The sequence below is a fragment of the Pseudoxanthomonas suwonensis 11-1 genome (assembly GCF_000185965.1).
Lineage (GTDB): Bacteria > Pseudomonadota > Gammaproteobacteria > Xanthomonadales > Xanthomonadaceae > Pseudoxanthomonas > Pseudoxanthomonas suwonensis_A.
Window position 1 is genome coordinate 1,300,219 of the sequence record NC_014924.1, and the last position, 24,050, is coordinate 1,324,268.

Consider the following 24,050-nt stretch of genomic DNA (forward strand, 5'->3'; position numbering starts at 1 on the left):
GCATGATCGCCACCGGCCGGCCCGCGCGGTGCCGCCCCTCCGGGGTCTGCCGTTCCCACGCGCGGGCCGGTCTCACTCGACTTGTGGCGCCGCCGTCGCGGCCGGCGAGACGGCCGGGCGGTGCGCGGCGGGCGAGGCCGCCAGAAGGGGCAGGCTGCAACCCTATCGCCCTGTAACTCATTGATCGCATTAGCCCGCATGGGCCTGTTTTTCTCGGGTTGATTCCGGGCATTTCTCCTGTCCCAGCGGGCACTTGCGCCGCTGACGCCCCAAGTCTGGGGGACAAGTGGTCGTCGGTTCGAATCCGGCTACCCCGACCAAATCAGTACGAGAGCGGCTGCCGGAAACGGCAGCCGCTTTTCGTTTGGGCCCGCGCGGGCGATCCGGTCGACAGGGATCCGCCTGCACTGCGCGGGCAGCTTCCGCGCAGTGCGCGCCGCAATGGCGCCCCGGGGGTGGTTCAGCCCTTGGCGGGAAGCCCTGCAGGACCTCGCACCGTCCTCGCCCAGGAACTGCAGCGAGGCGTGCCGTCGGGTTCGACCGGCATCATGATCCGCGGCCGGCCCTGCTTGTCGGCCATGACCACGGCCGGGCGGATTGGCGCGGGTGCGGCCGACGAACAGGCGCTGGGTCTGCGCGCCACCGGTCCCGCGCCACCTCGCCGCCAGGGCGTCGCGCTCCGGGCCCGCCGGCAACTTGCTGAAGGCCTCGTACAGCGGACGTATTCCTTCTCCTGGCCGCGGTCGTAGATCGACAGGCCGGTCTCCATGCGGCCGCTGCTCTCGTAGTGGTGCAGGGCCAGCTGCTGGTCGCCGCCGTAGCGGTCCATGGACAGGTGCACGCCGCCGCTGCCCTTGCCCTCCTTGCCCGCCTTGCCGGCGTAGATCAGGCCGCCGGCCTCGTTGCCCTCCTCGTTGAAGAACGGCATGCCCGGCTTACCCTTGCGGTCGCTGTCCAGCTCGCGGCCGTTGACCACCGGGCCGGCAGGAGCTTGCCGTTGGCGAGGGCCAGGGCGCGCGAGCCATCGGCGTTGACCACGTTGATCCGTTCGACGGTGATCCCGCTGAACTCGGTCTTGTCGTTGTGGTCTGAGGCACCGGTAAGCACGGACGCCGGCGAACACGCCGGTGGCGAGCAGGCAGAGCTTGAGCAGGCGGTGCTCGGCGCGCAGCCGCGCGACGGCATCCTGTTGCATCGATGCCCCATGTCGCTGGTCGGGAGCTGGCCGCGGCGGTCGCCGCGAGCACCCACCGGGCACGAGGGCGCCGGTGCGTGGCTGAAGTGCCGCGGGTGGGCGTTGCGGACGGCACATCGGCATGGCGCATGGCCGCCGCCGGCGGATTTTCGAAGTTCAACCATGGAGGGATTCGGATGCGACGCATGCTGGGCTGGTGGATGACATTCCTGCTGGGCGCGGCGCCCATCGCGGCGATGGCGCAGGCGGATGCACCCGTGCCGGTGGATGGCGACGGGGATGTGGTGGACATGGCTCCGGTGCTGGTCGCCGGTGTCCAGCCCGGACCAGGGCTGTGGCGGGTCAGCAAGGACGACCATGTGCTCTACATCCTCGGTACCCAGTCGCCGCTGCCGCGCGACATCGACTGGGACGCGCGCGAGGTGCGCGAGGTGCTGGACGAGGCGGGCGCGGTGCTCGGCTCGCCGGGCCTGTCGGTCGACGCCGACGTCGGATTCTTCCGCGGCCTCACCCTGGTGCCATCGGCGATGAAGGCGATGCGCAATCCCGGCGGAGCGACGCTCGCCGAGGTGCTGCCGCCGGAGCTGTACGCACGCTGGTCGCCACTGAAGCAGCAGTACATGGGCCGCGACCGCGGGGTGGAGAAGAAGCGCCCGCTGATCGCCGTGTATGAGCTCTACAAGGCCGCGCTGGACCACAGCCGGCTGCGCCAGGGGGGAGTGGTCGGGCCGGTACTGGCAAAGGAATTGAAGGCGCGTGGCCTGGAGTCCACCTCGACCGTACTCAAGCTGAAAATCGAGGACCCGCGCCAGGCCCTGGCCGATTTCCGCGGCGAGGCGCTCAAGCCGCAGGACCTGGAGTGCTTCGTCGCCACGCTCGACGTGATCGAGCAGGACCTGCCGCGGATCGCCGCACGCGCCAACGCCTGGGCGGTAGGCGACGTGGCCGCGATGCGGTCGATGCCGCGCAACCGCCGGCAGCTGGCCGACTGCATGGATGCCTGGGTGCAGACCGAAGCCGCGCGCAAGCGCGGCTTCACCGACATCGAAGCGCGGATCCGCGACCGCTGGGTGGCCGCGGTGGAGAAGGCGCTGGCCGCGCACAGTGTCTCGTTCGCGACGATGAGCATCGACACCCTGCTGTACGACCGCGAGGGTTATCTGGCCGCGCTTTCCGCGAAGGGCTACCGCATCCAGGCGCCGGACGAGCTGGAGGAGGCGGACGAAGAGTTGCCGGCGGAAGATGCGCCGGACGCTGCAGCCACCGGCTGATACGGCAACGGCCGCTTTCGCGGCCGGGAAGGCAGGAGGCCCAAGGCCCCCTTCCAGGATCAGCCGCCCGCTGCCAGCGGCAGGGCGCCTTCGCCGGAGGCCAGCTGCGGCCAGCGGCGCAGCAGCGAGGCGCGGATGCCCGCGGCGTCGATGCCGGCCTCGGCCAGCAGGTCCTCGCGGCTGGCGTGGTGCTGGAAGGCGTCCGGCAGGCCCAGCTGCAGCACGGCCATGGCGATGCCTTCGGCGTTGAGCAGCTCGGACACCGCCGAGCCGGCGCCACCGGCGACGACGTTGTCCTCGATCGTGACCAGGCCGTCGTGCGTGCGCGCCAGCTCGAGAACCAGTGCGCGGTCCAGCGGCTTGATGAAGCGCATGTTGACCACGGTCAGGCCCAGCTCCGCGCCGACCTGCTCGGCGGCCGTCACGGTCGCGCCAAAGGCCAGCAGGGCCACGCGCGAACCGTTGCGGCGCAGCTGTGCCTTGCCGATCGGCAGGGTGTCCAGGGCCGGCTCGATCGCTACCCCGGGGCCGGTGCCGCGCGGGTAGCGCACCGCGGCCGGGCCCGCATGCTGGAGGCCGGTGGTCAGCATCTGCCGGCACTCGTTCTCGTCGGCCGGCGCCATGACGACCATGTTCGGCACGCAGCGCAGGAAGCTCAGGTCGAGGTTGCCGGCATGGGTGGCGCCGTCGGGACCTACCACGCCGCCGCGGTCGATCGCGAACAGCACGTCCAGGTTCTGGGTGGCCACGTCGTGGACCAGCTGGTCGTAGCCGCGCTGCAGGAAGGTCGAGTAGATCGCGACCACCGGCTTGGCGCCCTGGGTGGCCATGCCGGCGGCCAGGGTCACTGCGTGCTGCTCGGCGATGGCCACGTCGAAATAGCGCTGCGGGTACTCCTTCGAGAACCGCACCAGCCCCGAGCCCTCGCGCATGGCCGGGGTGATGCCCAGCAGGCGCGGCTCGGCGGCAGCCATGTCGCACAGCCAGTCGCCGAAGACGTCGGTGTAGGTCGGCTTCTTCGGCCCCGTCTTGGGGGCCAGGCCCTTGGCCGGGTCGAACGGACCCACGGCGTGGTAGCCGATCTGGTCGCCCTCGGCCAGCTCGTAGCCCTTGCCCTTGGTGGTCATCACGTGCAGCAGCTGCGGGCCCTTGAGCGACTTGGCGGTGCGCAGCGCGGCGACCAGCGCGGGCAGGTCGTGGCCGTCGATCGGGCCGGTGTAGTGGAAGCCCATCTGTTCGAACAGGGTGGAGGGCACGAACATGCCCTTCCAGTGGCCTTCCCAGCGCTTGACGAAGCGCGCCGGCGGGCTGTGCTTGTCGCCCAGCAGCTTCTTGCCGCCCTCGCGGATCCTGTTGAGGGTGGCGCTGCCGGTGAGCCGGCCCAGCATCTTGGTCAGGCCGCCGACCGCCTCGGAGATCGACATCCGGTTGTCGTTGAGGATGACCAGGACGTTGGGCTCCTCGTCCATGCCGCCGGCATGGTTGAGCGCCTCGTAGGCCATGCCCGCGGTCATCGCGCCGTCGCCGATCACCGCCACCACCTGGCGCTCGTCGCCGGCCTGCTTGCGGGCGATGGCCATGCCCAGCGCGGCGGAGATCGAGGTGGAGGAGTGGCCGACGCCGAAGGTGTCGTACTCGCTTTCCTCGCGCTTGGGGAAGGGGGCCACGCCGTCCTTCTGCTTGACGGTGTGGATGCGGTCTCGGCGTCCGGTGAGGATCTTGTGCGGGTAGGTCTGGTGGCCGACGTCCCAGACCAGCAGTTCCCCGGGCGTGTCGTAGAGGTAATGCAGGGCGACGGTCAGCTCGACTACGCCCAGGCCGGCGCCGAAGTGGCCACCGCTGCGACCGACCGACTCGATCAGGTAGCCACGCAGCTCCTGCGCGACCGCGGGCAGCTCGGCCTCGTCGAAGCGGCGCAGGTCCACGGGCGAATCGATGCTGGCAAGGCGCGGATAGCGTTGGGAGTCGATCATCGGGGCCGGAAAACCATACGGTGGCCCATTTTCCTCCCCCGGCAGGTGACGGGGCAAGCAAGGCTTCCCTGGACGCCCAGGGACTGGTGCTCCTGTGCGCCCGCGTCGGCGGGGATCCGTTGCAGCGCAAGGGATGCGCGTGTTGCTGCGTGGTCGGGGGAGGCGGCTTGCGCCGCGCCGGAAGTTTCAGATCCTGGAGCGGCGCGGCAGCTGTGCGCGCAGGAATGCCATCTGGTCGGCCAGGATGTTGCGGTTGGACAGGATCAGGTGCTCGATCCAGCTTGGCCGGTAGGGCACCGCCAGCAGCGGCATGTTGGCCTGGTGCGGGGTGCGGTTGCTCTTGCGCGAGTTGCAGTGGAAGCAGGCGCTGACCACGTTCTCCCAGATGTCCAGGCCGCCGCGCGAGAGCGGGATGACGTGGTCGCGGGTCAGCTGTGGGCGCGGGAACTGCTGGCCGCAGTAGAGGCACAGGTAGGAGTCGCGCGCGAACAGCGCGGGGTTGGACAGGGCAGGGGTCGGGTCCAGCGCGCGGGCGCGGGCATGGCCGCGGGTGGCGATGATCGGATGCAGCTCGATGATGCTGCGGCTGCCGGTATCGCGGTTCACGCCGCCATGCACGCGCATGCAGGGCGTGCCCAGGGTCCAGGCGACGGCGTCGCGGGCGTAGAGGCAGGTCGCGTCCTGCCAGTGGATCCAGTCCATCGCCCGGCCATGGGCGTCGAGCGACAGCACCCGCGGGGCATTGGCCAGGCCGCGGAGCGAAGGCGGGTCGTCCGCCGGTACCTGGGTACCGGCGAAGATCGGATCAAGCGTCGCCGTATCCGTCTCCATCGGGATCCAAGCTTATACCCGATGGATGACGTTTTGCGGAACCCTTCAGCGCAGCACGCCTTCCAGGCCCGGCGCCGGGCTCAGGGTGCCGTTGGCATCCAGCGTGAAGCTGCGCCTCTTGGCTTCCTCCGGAGTGGCGGCGACTTCGCCCTCGAGCTTGTAGGAAAGCTCGCGGCGGCCGGCCAGGGCATCGGCCACGGCGAGGCGGGCCATCGGCTGCGGGCGCAGGGTGGCGCGCACCGTATCGGCCGCCGAGGGGCCGATGGAGATCGCCGGGCTGGCCTCCAGGGTGCCGGCCGGGTGCTCGTCCACGGTCACCGCCAGCGAGACCTGTTCGAAGCGCATCGACATGCTGCTGTAGTTGTGCAGCCGCAGCTCCACGGTCCAGCTGCCGTCGCGTTCGACCGACAACTGCTGGATCGATGCCGCCGGCGGCGACACGCGCTTGACCTTGCCGCTGCAGGCGGCGAGCAACACCAGGCCCATGCCCAGGGCGATGAGCGGGAGAATCCGTCGCGGAAGTGCCATGCCGCCTCCTTCGTGTGCGCGGCAGGATACTACGGCGTGGCTTCGTGGCCGCCAGCCTCGGCCGCCGGTTCCGATTCGGAATCGGGTTCGCCGAGCAGCTGCGCATCCACCACCAGGTCGGACAGGTCGTAGCCCATCTCCTCGGCGCGCTGCTTCAGGCTGGCGAACAGGGCAGCGTCCATCGAGGGCGAGCGGGCGAGGATCCACAGGTACTTGCGGTCGGGCTCGCCGACCAGCGACCACTGGTAGTCCGGATCCAGCGCCAATACCCAGTAGTCGGCCCATACCAGCGGCAGCCAGCCCAGCCAGTCGGGTGCGAAGCGTACCTGCAGGCGGGCGGGGTGGCCTTCGACCTGGCGGGCCACGCCATCGACCGCGGCCGTTTCGCCATCCTTCGTCCGGCAGGCGTTGCGCACGCCGATCGTGCCGTCGCTGCGCAGGGTGTAGTGGGCGGTGATGTCGCTGGCGCAGCGGCGCTGGTAGGACACGGGCAGGCGGGCGATCTCGTGCCAGTGTCCCGCATAGCGGCTCAGGTCCAGCTGCTCGACCGAGGTCACCGGCTGTGCCGCCCGTGCGCCCGCGGCCACCAGGCCGGCACAGCAGAGCAGCAGGGTCAGGATCGTCGTGCGCATGCGGTCTCCTCTGGGGCGCGGCGAGCCGGATGCTAGCACCGGCCCGTGCAGGGACCGTTCGGGGGCGGCATGCGGGCGAGGACAGGAGCGCGCGCCGTGCGGCCGTCTGCCACAACGGGCCATGCGGGGGTGCCGGGCCGGAGGAGCCCGGCACCCGGCTGCGCTAGTCGATGCGGACCGGCCGCGGGCGTTGGCCGTAATGGCGCAGTTCCACCATCACCGGTGGTCCCCGGCGCAGCGAATGGACCGCGGCCAGGGTGCGCGCCAGCTCCAGCGCCTTGCTGACCGAGCGGCAGGAGGCGAGGTAACGCTCGCCATCCAGCAGCACGCAACCGCGGTGATCCTTGTGGACGGTAAGACGTCGGCAGTCCATGGGCCAACCCCCGCTATCCAGTGTCCTCCCTGCGTTCACGGCAAATCTGCCGCGTCCGCCCGGGACATGCAATCGGGAATCTGCCGTGATGGCTATAGGATTAAGCCGAGGGGGGCGCCCTCAGTCCTGCGGGGTGCCGGGCCGCTCTTCGACCTCGGCCTGCCGCAGTTCCTGCTCCGCCTGGCGGAGGGCGGTCGTGTCCAGCGGGCGGATCTCGTGGATCCGGCAGGGCATGCGACCGACGGGGGAAACCATCGGGCCCACCGGCTGCACCGAATCGAACTTCGACTGCACCCGCGATCCGGTGCTGGTGATCATGATCGACAGCGCATAGGGCAGGTCCTGGCAGGAGCCGGACAGGTCCAGCAGCCAGGCTTGGCGGGGGCGGGTCCAGACCACCAGGGCGTCATCGCCCAGCGCGGTCCAGCCGTGCGGCTTGCCGAAGAGGCTGAAGCTGGATACCGGCTCGCCGGCATGTGCGCGGTACAGCGCGCGCTCTTCGGCGTCGCTGAGCCGCGGCGAGCTGGCGCAGGCGGCGAGGAGGGCCACGGTGAGCATGGCGGGAATGGGTAGCCACTTCATGGCGTTGATCTCCAGCTAGGTTTGCAGCCATCTTCGCGCACGCCTCCGGAGTGGCATAGACGCGTCGCCGCCAACATTCATGCATCAGACGCTTGTCGGATCGTCAAAGGCTCGTTATGATGCCGCCCCTCGCAACGGCCAAGCCGAAGCGAAGATGGCCGGGTAGCTCAGTTGGTAGAGCAGGGGATTGAAAATCCCCGTGTCGGGGGTTCGATTCCCTCCCCGGCCACCATCTTTGGAAGCCTGCTTGCAGTGCTTCGCGGAAACGGACCTTCGGGTCCGTTTTTCGTTTCCGGCTTCCGGATCCGCCACGGACCTGCTGCGTGTGACACGGGCGTGGCGCTGGCCGCGACGGTGCCAGGTCCGCAGCGATCGCTGGGCCAGCGTGTGTGCGCCCGACCCCATCTAACCGCTTGTCGGGTACGGCTGGCGGGCCGGGCCTGGCTGGGTAGTATCGGGACGAACCCGCCGGTCGGCGCCGCTCCCTCTAGCGGCCCGCATGTCCAGCAGCACAGCCAGCGCGCGGTGACGCGGCCTTCATGGCCCAGCGGCGAGGATGGCCCGGCCGCATGTCATTGGAAGACCTTCAGCTTCCCGGAGGGGTAGGGCGGCTTGTAGGGTTTTTCCTACAAAAGAAACCTGTCTTTCCTGACATACAAGTTATGCAGGATTGGGCATTCTGGCTTCGCCCCGGCAGGACGGCATGCACTGGAAAAGGACACCGCTCTGCCAAGGACCAAGCCGCCGGAAGGATTCCGGGCCGGGGCAAATTGAATACCCGAATCCGCGCCCAAGTGGCGCGGATTTTCTTTGTTAGTCAGTAACTTGACTGTCTGCGCCATTGGCGAGGGGCGAGCGGAGCCGGGCGGTCGGCTAGGCTGGCTCATGGCCGCGCCCTGAGCGAAAGGCCAAGTCAGTGTCGTGCCGGGATGGGCTCCCCGCGCACTCGCAACCAGCTAATACGCAGCAGCCGGCCGGGCAGGAGTTTTTCCCGGTCGCCGCCCGATGGTGTCAACGCCGGGTATCAAATCCACGGATGTATACGCCCGGCGATTCGGGTGTCTGCGCTCGCCGGGAGGCGCAGAGCGCCGCTCGGCGGCTTGCCGGACCCGGTGCTTTCGCCGGCCGTGTCCGGCGAAGTCCGCCTTGCGCCAGGTGCAGTGCAGCCCCCGATGGCCGCGTGGGCTCAGCCCTGGTCCGCGGGCGGGACGTAGCCGGCCGGCTGCTCGGCGTCGCCGCCGAACAGGAACTTCTCCATTTGCTCCTCGAGAAAGGCGCGGTGCTGCGGGTCGCGGGGCGACAGCCGGTTCTCGTTGATCAGCATGGTCTGGTGCGCCAGCCAGGCGGCCCATGCGGGCTTGCCGATGTTGGCGTGGATGCGCTTGCCCAGTTCGCCGGGCCAGGGAATGAAATCCAGGCCCTCGGCCTCGCGCTTTTCGTACTGGCAGAAGATGGTGCGGGTCATGGGCGGGTCGCTTCAGAGTGAGTCGAGCAGCTTGCGGATGGGCGCGGGCAGGCCCAGCGAGGCCAGTTCGGCGCGCGACACCCAGCGCTGGGCCTCATTGTCGCCCACGCGGGCGCGGGGGGCGACCTTGCGCAGGCGCAGCGGCTGCAGGTGCAGGCGGTAGTGGCTGAAGGTGTGGACGATGGTTGGCAGCGCCTCGGCGGCGTCGAGGTCGCCATCGACCTCCCGCTCGAACCATGTACGCAGGCCGGATTCGGTCTCGTCCTGCGGCAGGGTCCACAGCGAGGCCCAGATCCCGGTCGGCGGGCGCCGCTGCAGCAGCAGGCGGCCCCCGGCGTCCTCCAGCAACAGGGCGATCGCTTCGCGCTCGGGCAGGGTCTTGCCCGGGCGCGGCGTGGGCAGGGCATCGACCAGGCCTTCGCGCAGGGCGACGCAGCCATCGGCCAGGGGGCAGGTCAGGCAGGCCGGCGCGGCGCGGGTGCACTGGGTGGCGCCGAAATCCATCTGCGCCTGGGTGTAGTCCGCCAGGCGGCCGGCCGGGACGTGCCGGACGTGTTGGTTGGCCAGCCCCCACATCTGCTTCTCCACCGCGGGCGTGCCCGGCCAGCCGTGGATGCCATGCCAGCGGGCGAACACGCGCTTCACGTTGCCATCCAGGATCGGGAACGGATCGCCCCAGGCCTGGGACAGGATGGCTCCGGCGGTGCTGCGGCCGATCCCGGGCAGCGCCAGCAATGCATCGAGATCGCGCGGCAGGTCGCCACCATGCTGCTCGACGCAGCGCCTGGCCGCAGCGTGCAGGTTGCGGGCGCGGGCGTAGTAGCCGAGGCCGGCCCAGTGCGCCATCACCTGGTCGGTGCTGGCGGCGGCCAGGTCGGGCAAGGTGGGGAAGCTTTCGACGAAACGCAGGAAGTACGGGATGACCGTGGCGACCTGGGTCTGCTGCAGCATGATTTCCGACAGCCAGACCCGGTACGGGGTGCGCGGATGCTGCCAGGGCAGGTCGTGGCGGCCGTGGCGGTCGAACCAGTCCAGCAGCGGTGCGACGAAGCGATCGGCGGTATCAGCGGCCACGGCACGGCTCCGGCGCGACGTCGCGCGGGACGGGGCAGGCAGGCGCCAGCCCCGCGCTCGCGGTCAGGGGATGCATGGCGGGGCTCAGGCGCCCAGCGCCTCGGGCAGCAGCGCGTCGACGAAGGCTTCCGGATCGAACACGCGCAGGTCCTCCGGGCGCTCGCCGATGCCGGCGAAGCGGATCGGGATGCCGAACTCGCGCGCCAGCGCGAACACCACGCCACCCTTGGCGGTGCCATCGAGCTTGGTCACCACCAGGCCGGTCACGCCGACGGCGGCATTGAACTGGCGCAGCTGGTTGAGCGCGTTCTGGCCGGTGGTGCCGTCGATCACCATCAGCACCTCGTGCGGCGCGGCCGGGTCGAGCTTTTGCAGTACGCGCTTGATCTTGCCCAGCTCGTTCATCAGCCCGACCTGGGTGTGCAGGCGGCCGGCGGTGTCGGCGATCAGCACCTCGGTGCCGCGGGCCTTGGCGGCCTGCAGCGCGTCGAAGGCGACTGAAGCGGCATCGGCGTTCTGGCCCTGGGCGATCACGGTCACGCCGTTGCGCTCGCCCCAGGCCTGCAGCTGCGCCACCGCCGCGGCACGGAAGGTGTCGCCGGCGGCCAGCATCAGGCTGCGGCCCTCGTCCTTGAACCGACGCGCGAGCTTGCCGATGGTCGTGGTCTTGCCCACGCCGTTGACGCCGACGGTCAGCAGCACGAAGGGGCGGGTGGCCGGATCGATCTGCAGCGGCCTGGCGACCGGCTGCAGCATGGCGATCAGTTCCGCACGCAGGGCGGTGAGCAGGGCGCGGGCGTCGGCGAACTCGCGCGCCTTCATGCGCTTGCGCAGGCCTTCGACCAGGGCGGTGGTGGCGGTGACCCCGACGTCGGCGGTCAGCAGCGCGGTCTCGATCTCGTCCAGCAGGTCGTCGTCGAGCTTGGGATTGCGCGAGAACAGGCCGCCGAAGCTGCGGGCGAAGGCGCTGTTGCGCAGGCGTTCGCGCCAGCCCGTGCGGCCGGGCGCGGCGGCGGGGGCTTCGGTTGGCGCCGGGACGTCGGCAACAGCCGGGGCCGCCACGGGCTCGATGGCCGGGGCCGGTTCCAGCGCCGCCGGCGCGATCGGCTCGACCGGGGCGGATTCGGCGACCGGTGTGGCGACCGGCTCGCTGGCAGGCGCCGGCGGTGCTTCGGCCACTTCTGGAGCGGCGGGCAGGGAAGCGGCGGGCAGGGGAGCGGGGGGCAGGGGAGCGGGGGGCAGGGGAGCGGGGGGCAGGGGAGCCGGCGCGGCCGGGACTTCGGCCGCCGGCGCGTCAGCTGCAGGCGCGGGCGTGGCGGCGTTCGGGGCCTGCGGGAACGCGGCGGCGAGCTCTTCGGCGCTGAAGCGGCTTCCGGATGACGAGGAGGGGGCGCTTTCGGGCTTCTTGCGGCGGAAGAAACTGACCATTTCGCAGGGATATCGGAGAATGGTGCACATGCTAGCACCGCGCCCATCCACGACTTCTGAAGCCGGCCGCCCCTGGAGTGCCCGGTGAGCCGCCGCCTGCCACCGGCTCCATCCGGCCGTGCGCCGGTCCGCGGCGCTGCGCCAGGCGTGGTGCGGATCATCGGTGGGCGCTGGCGTGGCACCCGCCTGCCGGTAGCCGATGTGGCCGGGCTGCGGCCAACCTCGGACCGCGTACGCGAGACCCTGTTCAACTGGCTGATGCCGGCATTGCCGGGCGCGCGGGTGCTGGACCTGTTCGCAGGCAGCGGCGCGCTGGGCCTGGAGGCGCTGTCGCGCGGCGCGGCCGAGGCGGTGCTGGTCGAGCGCGACCCCGGGGCGGCGACGGCCCTGCGCGGGAACGTGGCCAGGCTCGGCGCACCGGCCCGGGTGGTCGAGGCCGACGCGCTGCGCTGGCTGGGCTCGGCCGAGTCCGCGTCCATGCCCGCCGCCGATATCGTGTTCATCGACCCGCCGTTCGCGGCCGGCCTGTGGGACGGCGTGTTGCAGGCGCTGCCGGCGCGGATGGCCGCCGACGCCTGGCTCTACGTCGAAAGCCCCGCCGGCAGCGAGCCCGCGCCGCCGCCGGGCTGGCAGCTGCATCGCGAGCTGCGCACCGCGCAGGCGCGCGCGGCCCTGTATCGTGGCCGGGGCACCGGGGGCGCTGATACACTCGGCGCGGCCAATCCGGCCCCCTGACAACGACCCCGACCGTGGCCCATCGCCGCATTGCCGTCTATCCCGGCACCTTCGATCCGATCACCAACGGCCACATCGACCTGGTCGACCGTGCCGCGCCGCTGTTCGAGAAGGTGATCGTCGGCGTGGCCGCGAGCCAGGCCAAGGGCCCGACGCTGTCGCTGGAGCTGCGCGTGAAGCTGGCGCGCGAGGCGCTGGCCGGGCATCCGAACGTGGAGGTGCGCGGCTTCGACTCGCTGCTGGCGCACTTCGTGCGCGATGTCGGCGCCGGCGTCCTGCTGCGCGGCCTGCGCGCGGTGTCGGATTTCGAATACGAGTTCCAGATGGCGAGCATGAACCGCCACCTTATTCCCGAGGTCGAGACCCTGTTCCTGACCCCGGCCGAGCAGTACAGCTTCATCTCCTCGTCGCTGGTGCGCGAGATCGCACGCCTCGGTGGCGACGTCTCGGGCTTCGTCACCCCGGCGGTTGCCGCGGCGCTGAAGGCGGCACGGCGGGGCGATGGTTCCGAGTGACTTCTAGAGAGAGGGAGGATCCAACAATGAACAAGACGATGCGCGTGCTCCTGCTCGCCGGCCTGGCGGCCTCGCCGCTGCTGCTGGCAGCCTGCGGTGGCAAGGAACAGCCGGTGGCCAACGAGGCCGCCGAGGCGAAGAGGCTGGCCGCCCCGGCCCGCGACGACGACGCCGGCTGGAAGGCCTACCTGCCGCAGGTCGTGCAGCAGAACATGGGCAACATCACCAACAACCCGTTCCTGTACTACCTCCCGCCGGAGACCGACCCGGAGTTCGAGGCCAAGTACGAGCGCCAGGTCGAGGCCGCCAGCACCGCGATGAAGCGCGGCGTGCAGAAGGGCAACCTGCTGGCCTTCGGCTCTCCGGCGTCCTCGCGCATGGCCGGCCTGATCGAGACCGCCTTCGAGACCGTCCCGGACGGCTCGCTGAAGGACGTCCGCATCGTCTTCATCGGCGACGCCTCGGACAACGCCCGCGTGATGACCGTGGTCAAGCCGACCGGCGCCGACTACGTCTTCGTCGAAGCCAAGTGACCTTCCCGGGCCCGGTCGCGGTGACGCGGCCGGGCGCCGGCGGGAGGGTCCCCCCGCCCCCGCGGGGCCGGTGCCGGCTGGCACCCCCATGACCCGGACCGCTGTGCGATGTCACTGAAGATCAACGAACTCTGCGTCAATTGCGATGTCTGCGAGCCGGCCTGCCCCAACCAGGCCATCTCGATGGGCGAGACGATCTACGTGATCGATCCCGCGCGCTGCACCGAATGCGTCGGCCACTTCGACGAACCGCAGTGCGTGGTGGTATGCCCGGTCGAATGCATCGACCCCGATCCCGAACATCCGGAAAGCCAGGAGGCGCTGCTGGACAAGCTGCGGCGCCTGCAGCACGAGCATCCGGAACTCTACGTCCCGGAGGCCGCCCCATGAGGCTCACCACGCGCCTGTTCGCGCTCGTATTCCTGTTCCTGCCGGTCGTCCCGCTCACGGCCTTCGCCGCCGATGGCGGCGAGCCCCCGCGCCAGTCGCTCGTCGCCGCGCAGCCGCCGGGTGCGGCCATCGCCAGCGCCCACGACCTGGCCACCGCGGCCGGTTTCGAGGTGCTGGAGCAGGGCGGCAATGCCTTCGATGCCGCGGTCGCGGTGTCCGCCGCGCTGTCGGTGGTCGAGCCGATCAGCTCCGGCCTCGGCGGCGGCGGCTTCTTCCTGCTGCACGACGCGGCCAGCGGCCGCGATGTGTTCATCGACGCGCGCGAGACCGCGCCGGCGGCGGCCACGCCGGACCGCTACCGCGATGCCGACGGCAAGCTCGACCGCGACCGTGCCCAGAACGGGCCGTGGTCGGCGGCCATCCCCGGCCTGCCCGCGGGCCTGGTCCACGTGGCGGAGAAGTACGGCCGCCTGCCGCTTGGCAGGAGCCTGGCCCCGGCGATCCGCCTGGCGCGCGACGGCTTCCCGGTCTATGAGCGGCTGGAGCGTGGCTATGCGGCGCGGCGCGAGGTGATGGAGCGCTACCGCGGCACCCGCGGCGTGTTCCTGGCCGGGGGCAAGCCGCCGGTCACGGGCCAGCTGCTGCGCCAGCCCGACCTGGCCCGGACCCTCGAGGCGCTTGCCGCGCGCGGCTTCGACGGTTTCTACCGCGGGCCGGTGGCGAAGAAGCTGCTGGATGGCGTGCGCGCCGAAGGCGGCCGCTGGACCGCCGGAGAACTGGCCGGCTACCAGGTCCACGAGCGCGAACCGCTGCGCTTCGACTACCGCGGCTGGGAGATCGTCACCGCGCCGCCTCCGTCCTCCGGTGGCGTGGCGCTGGCGCAGATGCTGCAGGTGCTGGGCGGCTGGAACCTGTCGAAGCTGGATCCGGCGCAGCGTGCGCACCTGACCATCGAGTCCATGCGCCGCGCCTTCCGCGACCGCACCTTCTACCTCGGCGATCCCGGTTTCGTGCACGTGCCGGTGGAGATGCTTGCCAGCCGCGAATACGCGGCCGGCCTGCGCGCCACGATCAATCCGGAGAAGGCGACGCCTTCGGACATGTTCTCCGGCCTGCCGACCCCGCTGGAGGACGAGGAGACCACCCACTTCTCGATCATCGACGGCGAGGGCAACCGCGCCGCGGTGACCCAGACGGTGAACCTGCTGTTCGGCTCCGGCCTGGTGCCGCCGGGCACCGGCGTCCTGCTCAACAACGAGATGGACGATTTCGCCCTGCTGCCGGGCCAGCCCAATGCCTTCGGGGTGATGGGCTACGAGGCCAACGCGCCGGAACCGGGCAAGCGCCCGCTCAGCTCGATGACCCCGACCTTCATGGTCTCGCCGGATCGCGTGGCGGTGCTGGGCACGCCGGGCGGCAGCCGCATCATCACCATGGTCCTGCTGGGCGTGCTGGGCTATGCCGACGGCCTGGATGCGCAGGACGTGGCCGCGCTGCCGCGCTACCACCACCAGTGGCAGCCGGACGTGGTCGATGCCGAGAGCGGTGCCTTCAGCGACGAGGTGGCCGCGCGCCTGCGCGCGCTGGGACACACCGTGAAACAGCCCGGCGACCGCGTTTCGGGCAATGCCTCCAGCCACTTCTGGGGCAATTTCCAGACCGTGCTGTGGGACCGCCGCGCCGGCGAACTGCAGGGCGGAACCGACCCGCGCAACCCGGTCGGCAAGGCCGAGGTGCGGCTGCGGCAAGGGGAGCCGGCCGCGCCCTGAGCGGGGCGGCCGGGTTCCGGATTCTTAACCGTCGCGGCGCTAGCATTCGCACCATGAAACTATGGTCGATACGCGGCAACTCGCAGAAGCTCGATGGCGGCTCCATGTTCGGCAACGCGCCGAAGGCCATGTGGGAGAAGTGGGCGCCGCCTGACGAACACAACCGCATCGACCTGGCATGCAGGGCGTTGCTGGCCAGCCCGCTCAACGGCAAGACCGTGCTGTTCGAAACCGGCATCGGTGCCTTCTTCGAGCCGAAGATGCGCGAACGCTACGGCGTGCAGGAGGACCGCCACGTGCTGGTGGAGTCGCTGCGCGCGGCCGGCTTCGAGCACGAGGACATCGACGTGGTGGTGCTGAGCCACCTGCATTTCGACCACGCCGGCGGCCTGCTGGCGCCGTGGACCGAAGGTCGCGGCCCGGAACTGCTGTTCCCCAACGCGACCTACGTGGTCGGCGCGGCCCACTGGGAGCGCGCGCGCAACCCGCATCCGCGGGATCGCGCCAGCTTCATCCCGGAGCTCCCATCGCTGCTGGAAGCCAGTGGGCGGCTGGAAGTGGTCGATGGCACGCATTCCAGGGCGCTGGGCGAAGCGGTGCGCTTCACCTTCAGCGATGGCCACACGCCGGGGCTGATGCTGGCGGAGATCACCGGCCCCGAGCGGGTGGACGGGCAGCCCCATGGCGGGGTCGTGTTCTGCGCCGACCTCATTCCCGGCCGCTCCTGGGTCCATCTGCCCATCACCATGGGCTACGACCGCAACGCCGAATTGCTGATCGACGAGAAGCGGCGGTTCCTCGAGGACAAGCTGGCGCGCAACGTGCACCTGTTCTTTACGCATGATCCGCAGTGCGCGCTGGCGCAGCTGGTGCGCGATGACAAGGGCCGTTACACCACCACGCACGAGGTGGCCGAGCTGGTCGCCCGCCCGCTGGGTGGGCACAGCCTCGCCGCCTGAGCGCGGGTTCCTCTGCACGGCTCGCGCATCCCGCGGCGCAGGATGGCGCGGGCTATCGTCACGCTGCGCCGGCGGGTTAAGTTCCGGCATGGGAACGCCACGGTGCGGCAGTAGAAGGGAGCAGCGGAATGAGTGGTCACCGATCGCCTCGCGCGATGCAGGCCGTGCTGGCAATGGTGCTGGCGCCGATGGGAGTGGTCGGTTGCCATGCCGGCACGCCCGACGCCCAGGCGCAGCCCCGTCAGGTCCGGATCAACCAGCTGGGATTCGCGCCCGGCGCGCAGAAGCTGGTGGTGGTGGAATCCCCGGCACAGGCGGGCTTCCAGGTGCTGGCCGAAGGCCGCCGCAAGCCGGTGCTCGAAGGGCGCCTGGGTGAGGCCGCCACCTGGGAGCCCGCTGGTCGCCAGGCCGCTGTCGCCGACCTGAGCGCCCTGCGTGCACCGGGACGTTACCGCGTGCAGGTGGACGGCCTGCCGCCTTCGGATCCGTTCGAGGTCAGGCCCGACGCCTACGAGGGCGTGGCCGTGGCCGCGCTGAAGGCGTTCTACTTCAACCGCGCCGGTACCGCGCTGGACCCGGCACAGGCAGGGCAGTGGGCGCGCCCGGCCGGGCACCCGGACGACAGTGTGCTGGTGCATGCCTCGGCCGCCTCGGCGGCACGGCCCGCCGGCACCCGGATCTCCGCGCCGCGCGGCTGGTATGACGCCGGCGACTACGGCAAGTACATCGTCAATTCCGGCATCACCATGTGGACGCTGCTCGCGGCCTGGGAGCATTACCCGGAGTTCTTCCGCAACCGCGACGCCGGCATCCCCGAAAGCGGCAACGCGGTGCCCGACATCCTCGACGAGTCGATGTGGAACCTGCAGTGGATGCTGGACATGCAGGATCCGGCCGATGGCGGCGTGTACCACAAGCTGACCACGCTGCAGTTCTCCGGCGCGGTCATGCCGCACGAGGACACCGCGGACCGCTACGTGGTGGCCAAGAGCACGGCGGCCACGCTGGATTTCGCCGCGGTGATGGCGATGGCCAGCCGGGTGTACGCGCCCTACGAGGCGCAGTTCCCGGGCCTGCCGGCGCGCATGGCAGCGGCGGCGCGATCGGCGTGGGCGTGGGCCAAGTCCAATCCGGAGGCGGTGTACCGCCAGCCGGAGGACGTGGGCACCGGCGCCTATGGCGATTCGATGCTGGAGGACGAGTTCGCGTGGGCCGCCGCCGAGCTGTTCCTGCTCACCGGCGAGGCCGCCTACTGGGATGCGTTCGTCGACAACGCCGGGACCCCCGACGTGCCGAGCTGGTCGGGCGTGCGCACCCTGGGCTGGAGCTCGCTGGCGCACCACCTGCAGCGCCTTCCCGACGAGGAGGCGCGCGGATTCGTGTCTGCCGGCGTGCTGGGGCTGGCGCGCGAACTGCAGCAGCGCCAGGCTGGCTCGCCCTGGAAGGTGGCAACGCGTGCCGAGGATTTCCGCTGGGGCAGCAGCTCGACGGTGCTCAACCAGGCACTGGTCCTGCTGCAGGGCTACCGGCTGGAAGGCACGCGCGCGATGCTGGACGCGGCGCAGTCGCAGCTGGACTGGGTGCTGGGGCGCAATCCGCTGGGCGTTTCGCTGGTGACCGGGCATGGCCTGCGCACGCCGATGCACGTGCACCACCGTCCCTCGCAGGCCGACGGCATCGATGCGCCGGTGCCGGGCTGGCTCAGCGGCGGGCCCAACCCGGGCCAGCAGGATGCCAAGGAGTGCCCGGTGCCGTACCCGTCATCGCTGCCGGCGCTGTCCTGGCTGGACCATGACTGCAGCTACGCCAGCAACGAAGTGGCGATCAACTGGAATGCCCCGCTGGTGTACGTGGCCGCGGCGGTGCAGGCGCTGACGCCCGGCCCGCACTGAGGCCCGCGCGGGGTCGCGCCAGCTGGAACCGGACGGCGGCCGCAGGCCGCCGTCCTCGCATGGACGTCGTGGAGCCGGTACTCCGCGCGTCGGGCCCTACTCGACCCGGGTGCCGAAGATGCGGTCACCGGCATCGCCCAGGCCGGGCAGGATGTAACCCTTCTCGTTGAGCCGCTGGTCGATGGCCGCGGTGTAGACCTGCACGTCCGGATGGGCGGCCTCGACCGTGGCCAGGCCCTCGGGTGCGGCCACCAGGAATATCCCGCGGATGCGGCGGGCACCGGCGCGCTTGAGCATGTCGATGGTGGCGATGAGCGAACCGCCGGTGGCCAGCATCGGGTCCAGGATCAGCACGTCGCGCTCGTCCAGCCGGCCGGTCAGGCGTTCGAAGTAGGGGACCGGTTGCAGGGTTTCCTCGTCGCGCTGCAGCCCGACCACGCTCACGCGCGCGGCAGGAATCAGGGCGAGAACCCCAGGCAGCATGCCCAGCCCGGCCCGCAGGATCGGCACCAGGCTGATCTTGGCGCCGGCGATGCGTCGCACCTGCACCGGGCCGGCCCAGCCCTGGAGCGTCGCCTCCTCGGTGGCCAGGTCCGCCGTGGCCTCGTATGCCAGCAGGGTTGCCAGTTCGGTGACCAGTTCGCGGAAGCCCTTGGTACTCAGTTCGGCCGAGCGCAGCAGTCCGATCTTGTGCTGGACCAGCGGATGGTGGACTTCGACGGCTTTCATGGCGGGCCTGCAGGTATGGGGGCCTGGAAAGTCTGCAGCAAACGCGTCGATGCGGAAAGGCGAAGCCGGCGCTGCGCCGGCTCCACCCGGTGCGCGGCTCAGAACGCCATGCGCATCACCAGCTGGTAGCTGGGCCCGGCTTCCTCGGTCTCCAGCTCGTACTCGTCGTAGTCGCGGTCGAGCTGGTCCTCGAGGGTGTTGAACTTGTCGAAGAACTCGTCCTTGCTCGCGTCGAGCAGGTTGTTGGCCGACAGCCGCACCGAGAAGTTCCGGCCGAAGCGCTTCTCGACGAAGGCGTCCAGTTCCCCGCCGTACCGGATGATGGCTTCCTCGCCGAGGAACCGGGCGTAGGCGTCGCCCTGCTTGTGGTAGGTCAGGCCGAAGCTGGCGGCCAGGGCCGGCAGGTCCTGGATGAAGCCGATGTTGAAGGTGCTCTTGGCCTGGTCGTTGAAGCGCCGCCGGCCCATGAAGTCATCGACCCCGGAGTCGACCCATGAGTAGTTCAGGAACACGCCGGTGTCGTCCATGCCGAACGCGGACAGCGGGGTGGAGAGGTCGAACTCGAAGCCGTAGACCTTGCCGTCGCCGACATTGGCCGAGGTGAACAACCAGCTCTCGGCCTCGAACGGGTTGGCGGCGATGGCTTCGGCCTCGCTGGCGTAGTCGCCGTCGTCGACCATGTCGGCGATGTCGTCCTCGTAGTCCTCGACCGCCGCCTCGCTGGGCGCGCCGGTGTTGACCAGCTCGATCAGGTCCTTGACGTCGCGGTAGAAGAAGTTCAGGCCCACCACGCCGCGCCGGCCCAGGCGGTGCTCGAAGCCCAGGTCGATGCCATTGGCGGTCTCCGGCTCCAGTTCCGGGTTGCCGATGTAGTCGTTGTCGCCGAACTCGCCGTCCAGCAGGGCCGGGATCAGCTCGTTGAAGTTCGGGCGCTTGACCGTCTTGGCCAGCGACAGGCTGATGCGGTCGGCATCGGTCACGTCCCAGCGCAGGTTCACCGAGGGCAGCAACTGGTCGTAGTCCTTGTCGATGCGGCCCTCGCTTTCCTCGTCCTCGATGTACTCGACCTGGCCCCGGGTGGTCTCGTAGCGCAGGCCGGCTTCCCAGGCGAAGACCTCGCCGCGGCCGCTGAGCATGACGTACGGGTCCACGCGCTTCTCCTCGATCACCGAGGCCACGCTGCCGTCCAGGGCGTAGTCGGCCGGGAAGGCCGGCGCGGCCTGGCCTTCCTCGTCGGCCTCCCATTCGTAGCTGGTGACCAGGCTTTCGCGCTTCTTGTTGCGCACGTCGATGCCGAACTGCAGCTCGGCCCGGCCGAGCGGACGGGTATGCGCCAGGGTGAAGCCGGTCTCGCTGTCCTTGGCGTCGATGGCCTCGGCCTCGTAGACGGTCTCGTCCCACTCGGCGCCGTCGATGCTCCAGGTCTCGTCCCAGCCGGCCGCATCGCCGACGTAGACGTGCTCGCCCTCGGTGGTGCCTTCGTAATCCTCGAAACGGGCGTGGTCCAGGCTCAGCCGGGTGGTGCCGCCAGCCATGTCGAAGCGGTAGTCCAGGCCGATGCCGTAGTTCTTCTGGTCGTAGGGATTCAGGCCCGGCACCCGCTTGTTCTCGACCTCGTCGTCGTCCACTTCCTCCTCGAACGACACCTCGGTCACGTCGCGGTCGGTCTTGACGTAGAAGGCGTCGACGCCGAAGCGGCCGGTCTCGCCGACCTCGGCGGTGTAGCTCAGGTTGGCCGAGTAGTCGCGGCCGTCCTTGACCTCGGTCTGGTCCTCCCAGCTGACCTTCTCCTCCATCGTGTCGTCGGTGAAGCGGTCGGAGCGCTTGAACTTGGAGCGGTAGCGGTCCTGGACGTTGACCCCGGCCAGCAGCCGCCCGCCGAGCGCCTCGAACGAGGTCACCGCGCCGAAGGTCGGGTTCACCTCGCCGTCGTCCCAGCGGTTGGCGCCGATCCGCACGTAGCTGCCGTCGAACACGTAGGCGTCGCGCAGGACGATGTTGATCGCGCCGGCCATCGCGTCGCCGCTGCGGTTGGCGCTGGCGCTGCGCTTGATCTCGATGTGGTCGACCATCTCCGCCGGGATGCGGTCGACGTAGAACGAGCGGTCGTCGCCGGCGCCGGGCACCTTCTTGCCGTTGATCAGCACCTGGGTGTAGCCGCCGCCCAGGCCGCGCAGCTGGGCGCCGTCGTACTCCATGATGTCGCTGCCGACGAAGCCCACGCCGGGCACCCGCTTGAGCATGTCGCCGACGGTGTTGGGCTCGAAGCGCTGGAAGTATTCCAGGTCGTAGACCAGGGTCGGCTCGATGTCGGCGGCGCGGTTGCGGTAGGCGATCTCGCCCTGGACCACGACCGCGTCCAGCTGCTTGGGCTCGCCCGCGGCGGCGGCGTCCGGCCCCGGTGCCGGTGCCGGGGCGGCGAGCGCGGCGCACGGGGGCAGCAGGACGGCGCAGGCGAGGGCGCGCGAAAGGCAGATGGCGAGCGTGTTGCGTTTCATCGAAAGGAAGTTCCGTGGGGTGGTAAATGAACGGAACTTTCACCGCCGGATATGGCACCGGTGTGACACGTGGGCGGGCGATGACAGCGGCGTGTCGGTTCTCCGGATTGTCACAATCGCTTCATACGATGCGGCACCTGCCTTGGAACCATGCTGGGGAAACCATGAAGTTGCGCCTGTCTTCCTGCCTTTGGCTGGCTGCCATGCTGCCGCTGGCCGCCTGCTCGACTACGCCGACCGCCGCCGTGCCGGACCGCGAACCCGACCAGTACGATGCCGACGACGTCCTGCTGCGCGACCACCAGGTACCGCATGTGGTGGTGAAGGAAGCCTTCCTGACCCCGCCCACGCCGGAGGACAACATCGATTCGCCGGCCAGCTGGATCCAGGACGGCAAGCGGATGCTGGTCGCCAGCGCCAAGGCCACCGACCGGCTGGTGGTCTACGACGGCGACAACGGCCGGCGCCTGCGTACCGTCGGTGGTCCGGGCACGGGCCCGGGCCAGCTGCGCAGGCCCAACGGCGTGGCCACGATCGACGACCGCTACCTGTTCGTGGTCGAGCGCGACAACCGCCGGGTGCAGATGTTCTCCCTGCCGGACTTCGTTCCCCTGCTGAGCTTCGGCCAGGACGGGCTGCAGCAGCCCTACGGCCTATGGGTGCGCCACCGCGGCCAGGGCTACGAGGTACTGGTCAGCGACGCCTACATGGCCGGCGAGGACGCGCAGGGCGACGACATCGTGCCGCCGCTGGACCAGCTGGACCGGCGCTTCCGCCGCTACGAGGTGGTCCAGGCCGCGGACGGCTGGAGCGCGCGCGCCGCCGGGACCTTCGGCGACACCAGCGCCGCCGGCGCGATCCGGGTGCCGGAGTCGCTGTTCGGCGACGAAGCCCACGACCGCCTGCTGGTGGCCGAGGAGGACGTGCCCACCGGCACCCGCCTGCGCGAGTACGACCTGCAGGGCCGCTACCGCGGCCGCGATGTCGGTGCCGGCCAGTACGTGGCCCAGGCCGAGGGCATCGCCCTGATGGCCTGCGCCGACGGCAGCGGCTGGTGGGTGGCCAGTGACCAGTTCGCCGACCGCACCGTGTTCCACCTGTTCGACCGCACCCGCCTGGAGCACGTCGGATCGTTCGCCGGACAGGCCACCGGCCTGACCGATGGCGTGTGGCTGGATCCGCGCGGCGACGCGCGCTTCCCGCAGGGCGTGTTCTACGCCTCGCACCTGGACCTGGGGGTGGCCGCGTTCGACTGGCGCGACATCGCCGCCGCGCTGAAGCTGCCGGCATGCGCGCGCTGATCCGTCGCGCCGCCGCCGGGCTGCTGCTGGCCGCCTGCGCGTCGCTGCAGGCCCGCGACGCCGCGCCCGAGCCGAACACCCAGGTCCCGAAAGGCGCCGCCTGGCACGCACCGAGCGGCGCGCCGGACCGGATCGTCGCCTCGCCCCTGCAGCAGGCGGCTACCGGCTTTGCGGTGGCCTGGCGTACCGACGCCGCGGTGCGCTCGCCCGCGCTGGAGATCGTGGTCGCCGGCGATTCGCCGGACATGGGCAGCCCGCGCCGGCTGCAGGCGGCCAGTACGCCCTTGCGGACCGAGAACGGGCCTGCGCACCAGCACCGGGTCGAGGTCGACGGCCTGCAGCCCGACACCCTGTATGCCTGGCGGGTGCAGGGCGACCGCAGCTGGAGCGCCTGGTTCCACACCCGCACCGCCGCGGCCGCGGATGCGCCGCTGACCCTGTTGTACTTCGGCGACACCCAGAACAAGAACCTGAGCCTGGGCACGCGGGTGCTGCGCGAGGCCATGCGCCACGCCCCCGACGCGCGCCTGGCGCTGTTCGCCGGCGACCTGGTCAGCGGCGGCGACGGCGAGGACGACAACGAATGGGGCGAATGGTTCGCCTCCCTCGGCGCGCTGCCGACTTCGATGGTGGTCGCTCCGGCGCCGGGCAACCACGAGTACTTCGAGGAGTTCGAGGACACGCCGCAGGAACGTCGCGTGCTCGGCGCGCACTGGCCGGTCGTGTTCGCCCTGCCCGGCAACGGCGCGCCGGGTGCGCGCGGCACCAGCTACTGGTTCGACTACCAGGACGTGCGAGTGGCGGTGCTCGACGGCACCTCCGCCCTCGACCTGGGCACGGCCCGGGACCAGGCGCGCTGGCTGGACGCGGTGCTGGCCGACAGCCCGCGACGCTGGAGCATCGTCATGGTCCATCAGCCGATGTTCTCGCCGCGCCAGGACCGCGACAACGCCTTGCTGCGCGAACACGTGCTGCCGGTGCTGGAGCGGCGCCGGGTCGACCTGGTGCTGCAGGGCCACGACCACGTCTACGGCCGTCGCGGCGGGCTGCGGGCCGGCCAGGCGACGCCGCAGTACCTGGTTTCGGTGGCCGGCGCCAAGCAGTACCGGCTCTCGCCCGAGGCGCGCGCGACGATGGCGCCGGTGGCCGAGGACACCCAGCTGTTCCAGGTGATCCGGATCGACGGCGCACGCCTGCGCTACGAGTCGCGCACCGCGACCGGTCGCCTGTACGACGCCTTCGAACTGGTGCGCGAGGGCCGGGCGACCCGGCTGGTCGAGCAGGCCGACGGCCGCATAGGGGAGCGCGCCTGCGGCCGCGCGCGGACCCTCAAGGGGCGTGCCGACCGGTGCTGGGAGTGATGCGCCGCCGCTTCGC

At 70.6% G+C, this 24,050-nt stretch carries 22 protein-coding genes and 1 tRNA gene; 11 read left to right on the forward strand and 12 right to left on the reverse strand.

All coding sequences use genetic code 11. The features are described 5' to 3' along the window. Positions 1–460: 460 nt before the first annotated feature. Positions 461–1,195, reverse strand: coding sequence for a hypothetical protein (locus tag PSESU_RS05905; RefSeq protein ID WP_203415180.1), 735 nt, complete (start codon positions 1,193–1,195; stop codon positions 461–463). Between the two features lie 176 nt (positions 1,196–1,371). Between PSESU_RS05905 and PSESU_RS05910 the strand changes: the two genes are divergently transcribed. Next, entirely contained in the window at positions 1,372–2,466 is a 1,095-nt protein-coding gene (locus PSESU_RS05910; protein ID WP_013534859.1) for a TraB/GumN family protein, read from the forward strand. 59 nt (positions 2,467–2,525) lie between these two features. On the opposite strand, the gene dxs is transcribed toward PSESU_RS05910, so the two are convergent. The 6 genes from dxs to PSESU_RS05940 all read right to left on the reverse strand — a co-directional run bounded on the left by dxs (position 2,526) and on the right by PSESU_RS05940 (position 7,385). Continuing rightward, the gene (gene dxs / locus PSESU_RS05915; RefSeq protein WP_013534860.1) at positions 2,526–4,439 is read right to left on the reverse strand and encodes a 1-deoxy-D-xylulose-5-phosphate synthase; all 1,914 of its coding nucleotides are present in this window, start codon (positions 4,437–4,439) and stop codon (positions 2,526–2,528) included. A gap of 186 nt (positions 4,440–4,625) precedes the next feature. Next, positions 4,626–5,141 (reverse strand): HNH endonuclease, encoded by a 516-nt coding sequence (locus PSESU_RS05920; protein WP_155942834.1) that lies wholly within the window; start codon positions 5,139–5,141, stop codon positions 4,626–4,628. Between the two features lie 174 nt (positions 5,142–5,315). Continuing rightward, the gene (locus tag PSESU_RS05925; protein ID WP_013534862.1) at positions 5,316–5,798 is read right to left on the reverse strand and encodes an LEA type 2 family protein; all 483 of its coding nucleotides are present in this window, start codon (positions 5,796–5,798) and stop codon (positions 5,316–5,318) included. 29 nt (positions 5,799–5,827) lie between these two features. Continuing rightward, the gene (locus PSESU_RS05930; RefSeq protein WP_013534863.1) at positions 5,828–6,430 is read right to left on the reverse strand and encodes a lipocalin family protein; all 603 of its coding nucleotides are present in this window, start codon (positions 6,428–6,430) and stop codon (positions 5,828–5,830) included. 163 nt (positions 6,431–6,593) lie between these two features. Continuing rightward, on the reverse strand, positions 6,594–6,803 hold the full coding sequence (locus PSESU_RS05935; protein ID WP_013534864.1) for a hypothetical protein: 210 nt from the start codon (positions 6,801–6,803) through the stop codon (positions 6,594–6,596). A gap of 120 nt (positions 6,804–6,923) precedes the next feature. Continuing rightward, positions 6,924–7,385 (reverse strand): DUF6491 family protein, encoded by a 462-nt coding sequence (locus tag PSESU_RS05940; protein WP_013534865.1) that lies wholly within the window; start codon positions 7,383–7,385, stop codon positions 6,924–6,926. Positions 7,386–7,541: 156 nt separating this feature from the next. Here PSESU_RS05940 and PSESU_RS05945 point away from each other — a divergent pair. Continuing rightward, positions 7,542–7,617: transfer RNA gene (locus PSESU_RS05945), tRNA-Phe, on the forward strand. A gap of 954 nt (positions 7,618–8,571) precedes the next feature. Here the strand turns inward: PSESU_RS05945 and PSESU_RS05950 are convergent. The 3 genes from PSESU_RS05950 to ftsY all read right to left on the reverse strand — a co-directional run bounded on the left by PSESU_RS05950 (position 8,572) and on the right by ftsY (position 11,352). Continuing rightward, a complete protein-coding gene (locus PSESU_RS05950) occupies positions 8,572–8,850 on the reverse strand; it encodes an oxidative damage protection protein (RefSeq protein ID WP_013534866.1) in 279 nt (92 codons plus the stop codon). A gap of 12 nt (positions 8,851–8,862) precedes the next feature. Then, positions 8,863–9,924 carry an A/G-specific adenine glycosylase gene (mutY, locus tag PSESU_RS05955; RefSeq protein WP_013534867.1) on the reverse strand — a complete coding sequence of 354 codons (1,062 nt, stop codon included), beginning with the start codon at positions 9,922–9,924 and terminating at the stop codon, positions 8,863–8,865. An 84-nt stretch (positions 9,925–10,008) separates the two neighbouring features. Next, the gene (gene ftsY / locus PSESU_RS05960; RefSeq protein WP_013534868.1) at positions 10,009–11,352 is read right to left on the reverse strand and encodes a signal recognition particle-docking protein FtsY; all 1,344 of its coding nucleotides are present in this window, start codon (positions 11,350–11,352) and stop codon (positions 10,009–10,011) included. 84 nt (positions 11,353–11,436) lie between these two features. Here ftsY and rsmD point away from each other — a divergent pair, with 84 nt between their 5' ends. From rsmD to PSESU_RS05995, 7 genes are all read left to right on the forward strand, one after another. Further along, entirely contained in the window at positions 11,437–12,087 is a 651-nt protein-coding gene (gene rsmD, locus PSESU_RS05965) for a 16S rRNA (guanine(966)-N(2))-methyltransferase RsmD (RefSeq protein WP_013534869.1), read from the forward strand. Beyond that, positions 12,084–12,602 carry a pantetheine-phosphate adenylyltransferase gene (coaD, locus tag PSESU_RS05970; RefSeq protein WP_041763920.1) on the forward strand — a complete coding sequence of 173 codons (519 nt, stop codon included), beginning with the start codon at positions 12,084–12,086 and terminating at the stop codon, positions 12,600–12,602. The genes rsmD and coaD overlap by 4 nt, the downstream gene beginning before the upstream one ends. 26 nt (positions 12,603–12,628) lie before the next feature. Beyond that, the gene (locus PSESU_RS05975; RefSeq protein ID WP_013534871.1) at positions 12,629–13,135 is read left to right on the forward strand and encodes a hypothetical protein; all 507 of its coding nucleotides are present in this window, start codon (positions 12,629–12,631) and stop codon (positions 13,133–13,135) included. A gap of 108 nt (positions 13,136–13,243) precedes the next feature. Continuing rightward, positions 13,244–13,525, forward strand: a complete 282-nt coding sequence (locus tag PSESU_RS05980; protein ID WP_013534872.1) for a YfhL family 4Fe-4S dicluster ferredoxin — start codon at positions 13,244–13,246, stop codon at positions 13,523–13,525. Next, complete coding sequence (gene ggt, locus PSESU_RS05985) at positions 13,522–15,294, forward strand: gamma-glutamyltransferase (protein WP_013534873.1); 1,773 nt, start codon at positions 13,522–13,524, stop codon at positions 15,292–15,294. The genes PSESU_RS05980 and ggt overlap by 4 nt, the downstream gene beginning before the upstream one ends. 53 nt (positions 15,295–15,347) lie before the next feature. Continuing rightward, positions 15,348–16,253 carry an MBL fold metallo-hydrolase gene (locus PSESU_RS05990; RefSeq protein WP_013534874.1) on the forward strand — a complete coding sequence of 302 codons (906 nt, stop codon included), beginning with the start codon at positions 15,348–15,350 and terminating at the stop codon, positions 16,251–16,253. A 128-nt stretch (positions 16,254–16,381) separates the two neighbouring features. Beyond that, positions 16,382–18,145 carry a glycoside hydrolase family 9 protein gene (locus PSESU_RS05995; RefSeq protein ID WP_013534875.1) on the forward strand — a complete coding sequence of 588 codons (1,764 nt, stop codon included), beginning with the start codon at positions 16,382–16,384 and terminating at the stop codon, positions 18,143–18,145. Positions 18,146–18,241: 96 nt separating this feature from the next. Here the strand turns inward: PSESU_RS05995 and upp are convergent, their stop codons facing one another. Both upp and PSESU_RS06005 read right to left on the reverse strand, forming a co-directional pair. Beyond that, positions 18,242–18,874, reverse strand: coding sequence for a uracil phosphoribosyltransferase (gene upp, locus PSESU_RS06000; RefSeq protein ID WP_013534876.1), 633 nt, complete (start codon positions 18,872–18,874; stop codon positions 18,242–18,244). 98 nt (positions 18,875–18,972) lie between these two features. Next, positions 18,973–21,372 (reverse strand): TonB-dependent receptor plug domain-containing protein, encoded by a 2,400-nt coding sequence (locus PSESU_RS06005; protein WP_013534877.1) that lies wholly within the window; start codon positions 21,370–21,372, stop codon positions 18,973–18,975. A gap of 164 nt (positions 21,373–21,536) precedes the next feature. Here PSESU_RS06005 and PSESU_RS06010 point away from each other — a divergent pair, with 164 nt between their 5' ends. Both PSESU_RS06010 and PSESU_RS06015 read left to right on the forward strand, forming a co-directional pair. Further along, the gene (locus tag PSESU_RS06010; RefSeq protein WP_013534878.1) at positions 21,537–22,673 is read left to right on the forward strand and encodes a phytase; all 1,137 of its coding nucleotides are present in this window, start codon (positions 21,537–21,539) and stop codon (positions 22,671–22,673) included. Continuing rightward, positions 22,661–24,034: a purple acid phosphatase family protein gene (locus PSESU_RS06015; protein WP_013534879.1), complete on the forward strand. Its 1,374-nt coding sequence runs from the start codon at positions 22,661–22,663 to the stop codon at positions 24,032–24,034. The genes PSESU_RS06010 and PSESU_RS06015 overlap by 13 nt, the downstream gene beginning before the upstream one ends. Positions 24,035–24,050: the final 16 nt, after the last annotated feature.

Coding starts and splice junctions, on each gene's coding strand:
- PSESU_RS05905 (WP_203415180.1), bottom strand. CDS start 1,195: ATGCAACAGGATGCCGTCGCGCGGCTGCGCGCCGAGCACCGCCTGCTC.
- PSESU_RS05910 (WP_013534859.1), top strand. CDS start 1,372: ATGCGACGCATGCTGGGCTGGTGGATGACATTCCTGCTGGGCGCGGCG.
- dxs (WP_013534860.1), bottom strand. CDS start 4,439: ATGATCGACTCCCAACGCTATCCGCGCCTTGCCAGCATCGATTCGCCC.
- PSESU_RS05920 (WP_155942834.1), bottom strand. CDS start 5,141: ATGGACTGGATCCACTGGCAGGACGCGACCTGCCTCTACGCCCGCGAC.
- PSESU_RS05925 (WP_013534862.1), bottom strand. CDS start 5,798: ATGGCACTTCCGCGACGGATTCTCCCGCTCATCGCCCTGGGCATGGGC.
- PSESU_RS05930 (WP_013534863.1), bottom strand. CDS start 6,430: ATGCGCACGACGATCCTGACCCTGCTGCTCTGCTGTGCCGGCCTGGTG.
- PSESU_RS05935 (WP_013534864.1), bottom strand. CDS start 6,803: ATGGACTGCCGACGTCTTACCGTCCACAAGGATCACCGCGGTTGCGTG.
- PSESU_RS05940 (WP_013534865.1), bottom strand. CDS start 7,385: ATGAAGTGGCTACCCATTCCCGCCATGCTCACCGTGGCCCTCCTCGCC.
- PSESU_RS05950 (WP_013534866.1), bottom strand. CDS start 8,850: ATGACCCGCACCATCTTCTGCCAGTACGAAAAGCGCGAGGCCGAGGGC.
- ftsY (WP_013534868.1), bottom strand. CDS start 11,352: ATGGTCAGTTTCTTCCGCCGCAAGAAGCCCGAAAGCGCCCCCTCCTCG.
- PSESU_RS05975 (WP_013534871.1), top strand. CDS start 12,629: ATGAACAAGACGATGCGCGTGCTCCTGCTCGCCGGCCTGGCGGCCTCG.
- PSESU_RS05980 (WP_013534872.1), top strand. CDS start 13,244: ATGTCACTGAAGATCAACGAACTCTGCGTCAATTGCGATGTCTGCGAG.
- ggt (WP_013534873.1), top strand. CDS start 13,522: ATGAGGCTCACCACGCGCCTGTTCGCGCTCGTATTCCTGTTCCTGCCG.
- PSESU_RS05990 (WP_013534874.1), top strand. CDS start 15,348: ATGAAACTATGGTCGATACGCGGCAACTCGCAGAAGCTCGATGGCGGC.
- PSESU_RS05995 (WP_013534875.1), top strand. CDS start 16,382: ATGAGTGGTCACCGATCGCCTCGCGCGATGCAGGCCGTGCTGGCAATG.
- upp (WP_013534876.1), bottom strand. CDS start 18,874: ATGAAAGCCGTCGAAGTCCACCATCCGCTGGTCCAGCACAAGATCGGA.
- PSESU_RS06005 (WP_013534877.1), bottom strand. CDS start 21,372: ATGAAACGCAACACGCTCGCCATCTGCCTTTCGCGCGCCCTCGCCTGC.
- PSESU_RS06010 (WP_013534878.1), top strand. CDS start 21,537: ATGAAGTTGCGCCTGTCTTCCTGCCTTTGGCTGGCTGCCATGCTGCCG.
- PSESU_RS06015 (WP_013534879.1), top strand. CDS start 22,661: ATGCGCGCGCTGATCCGTCGCGCCGCCGCCGGGCTGCTGCTGGCCGCC.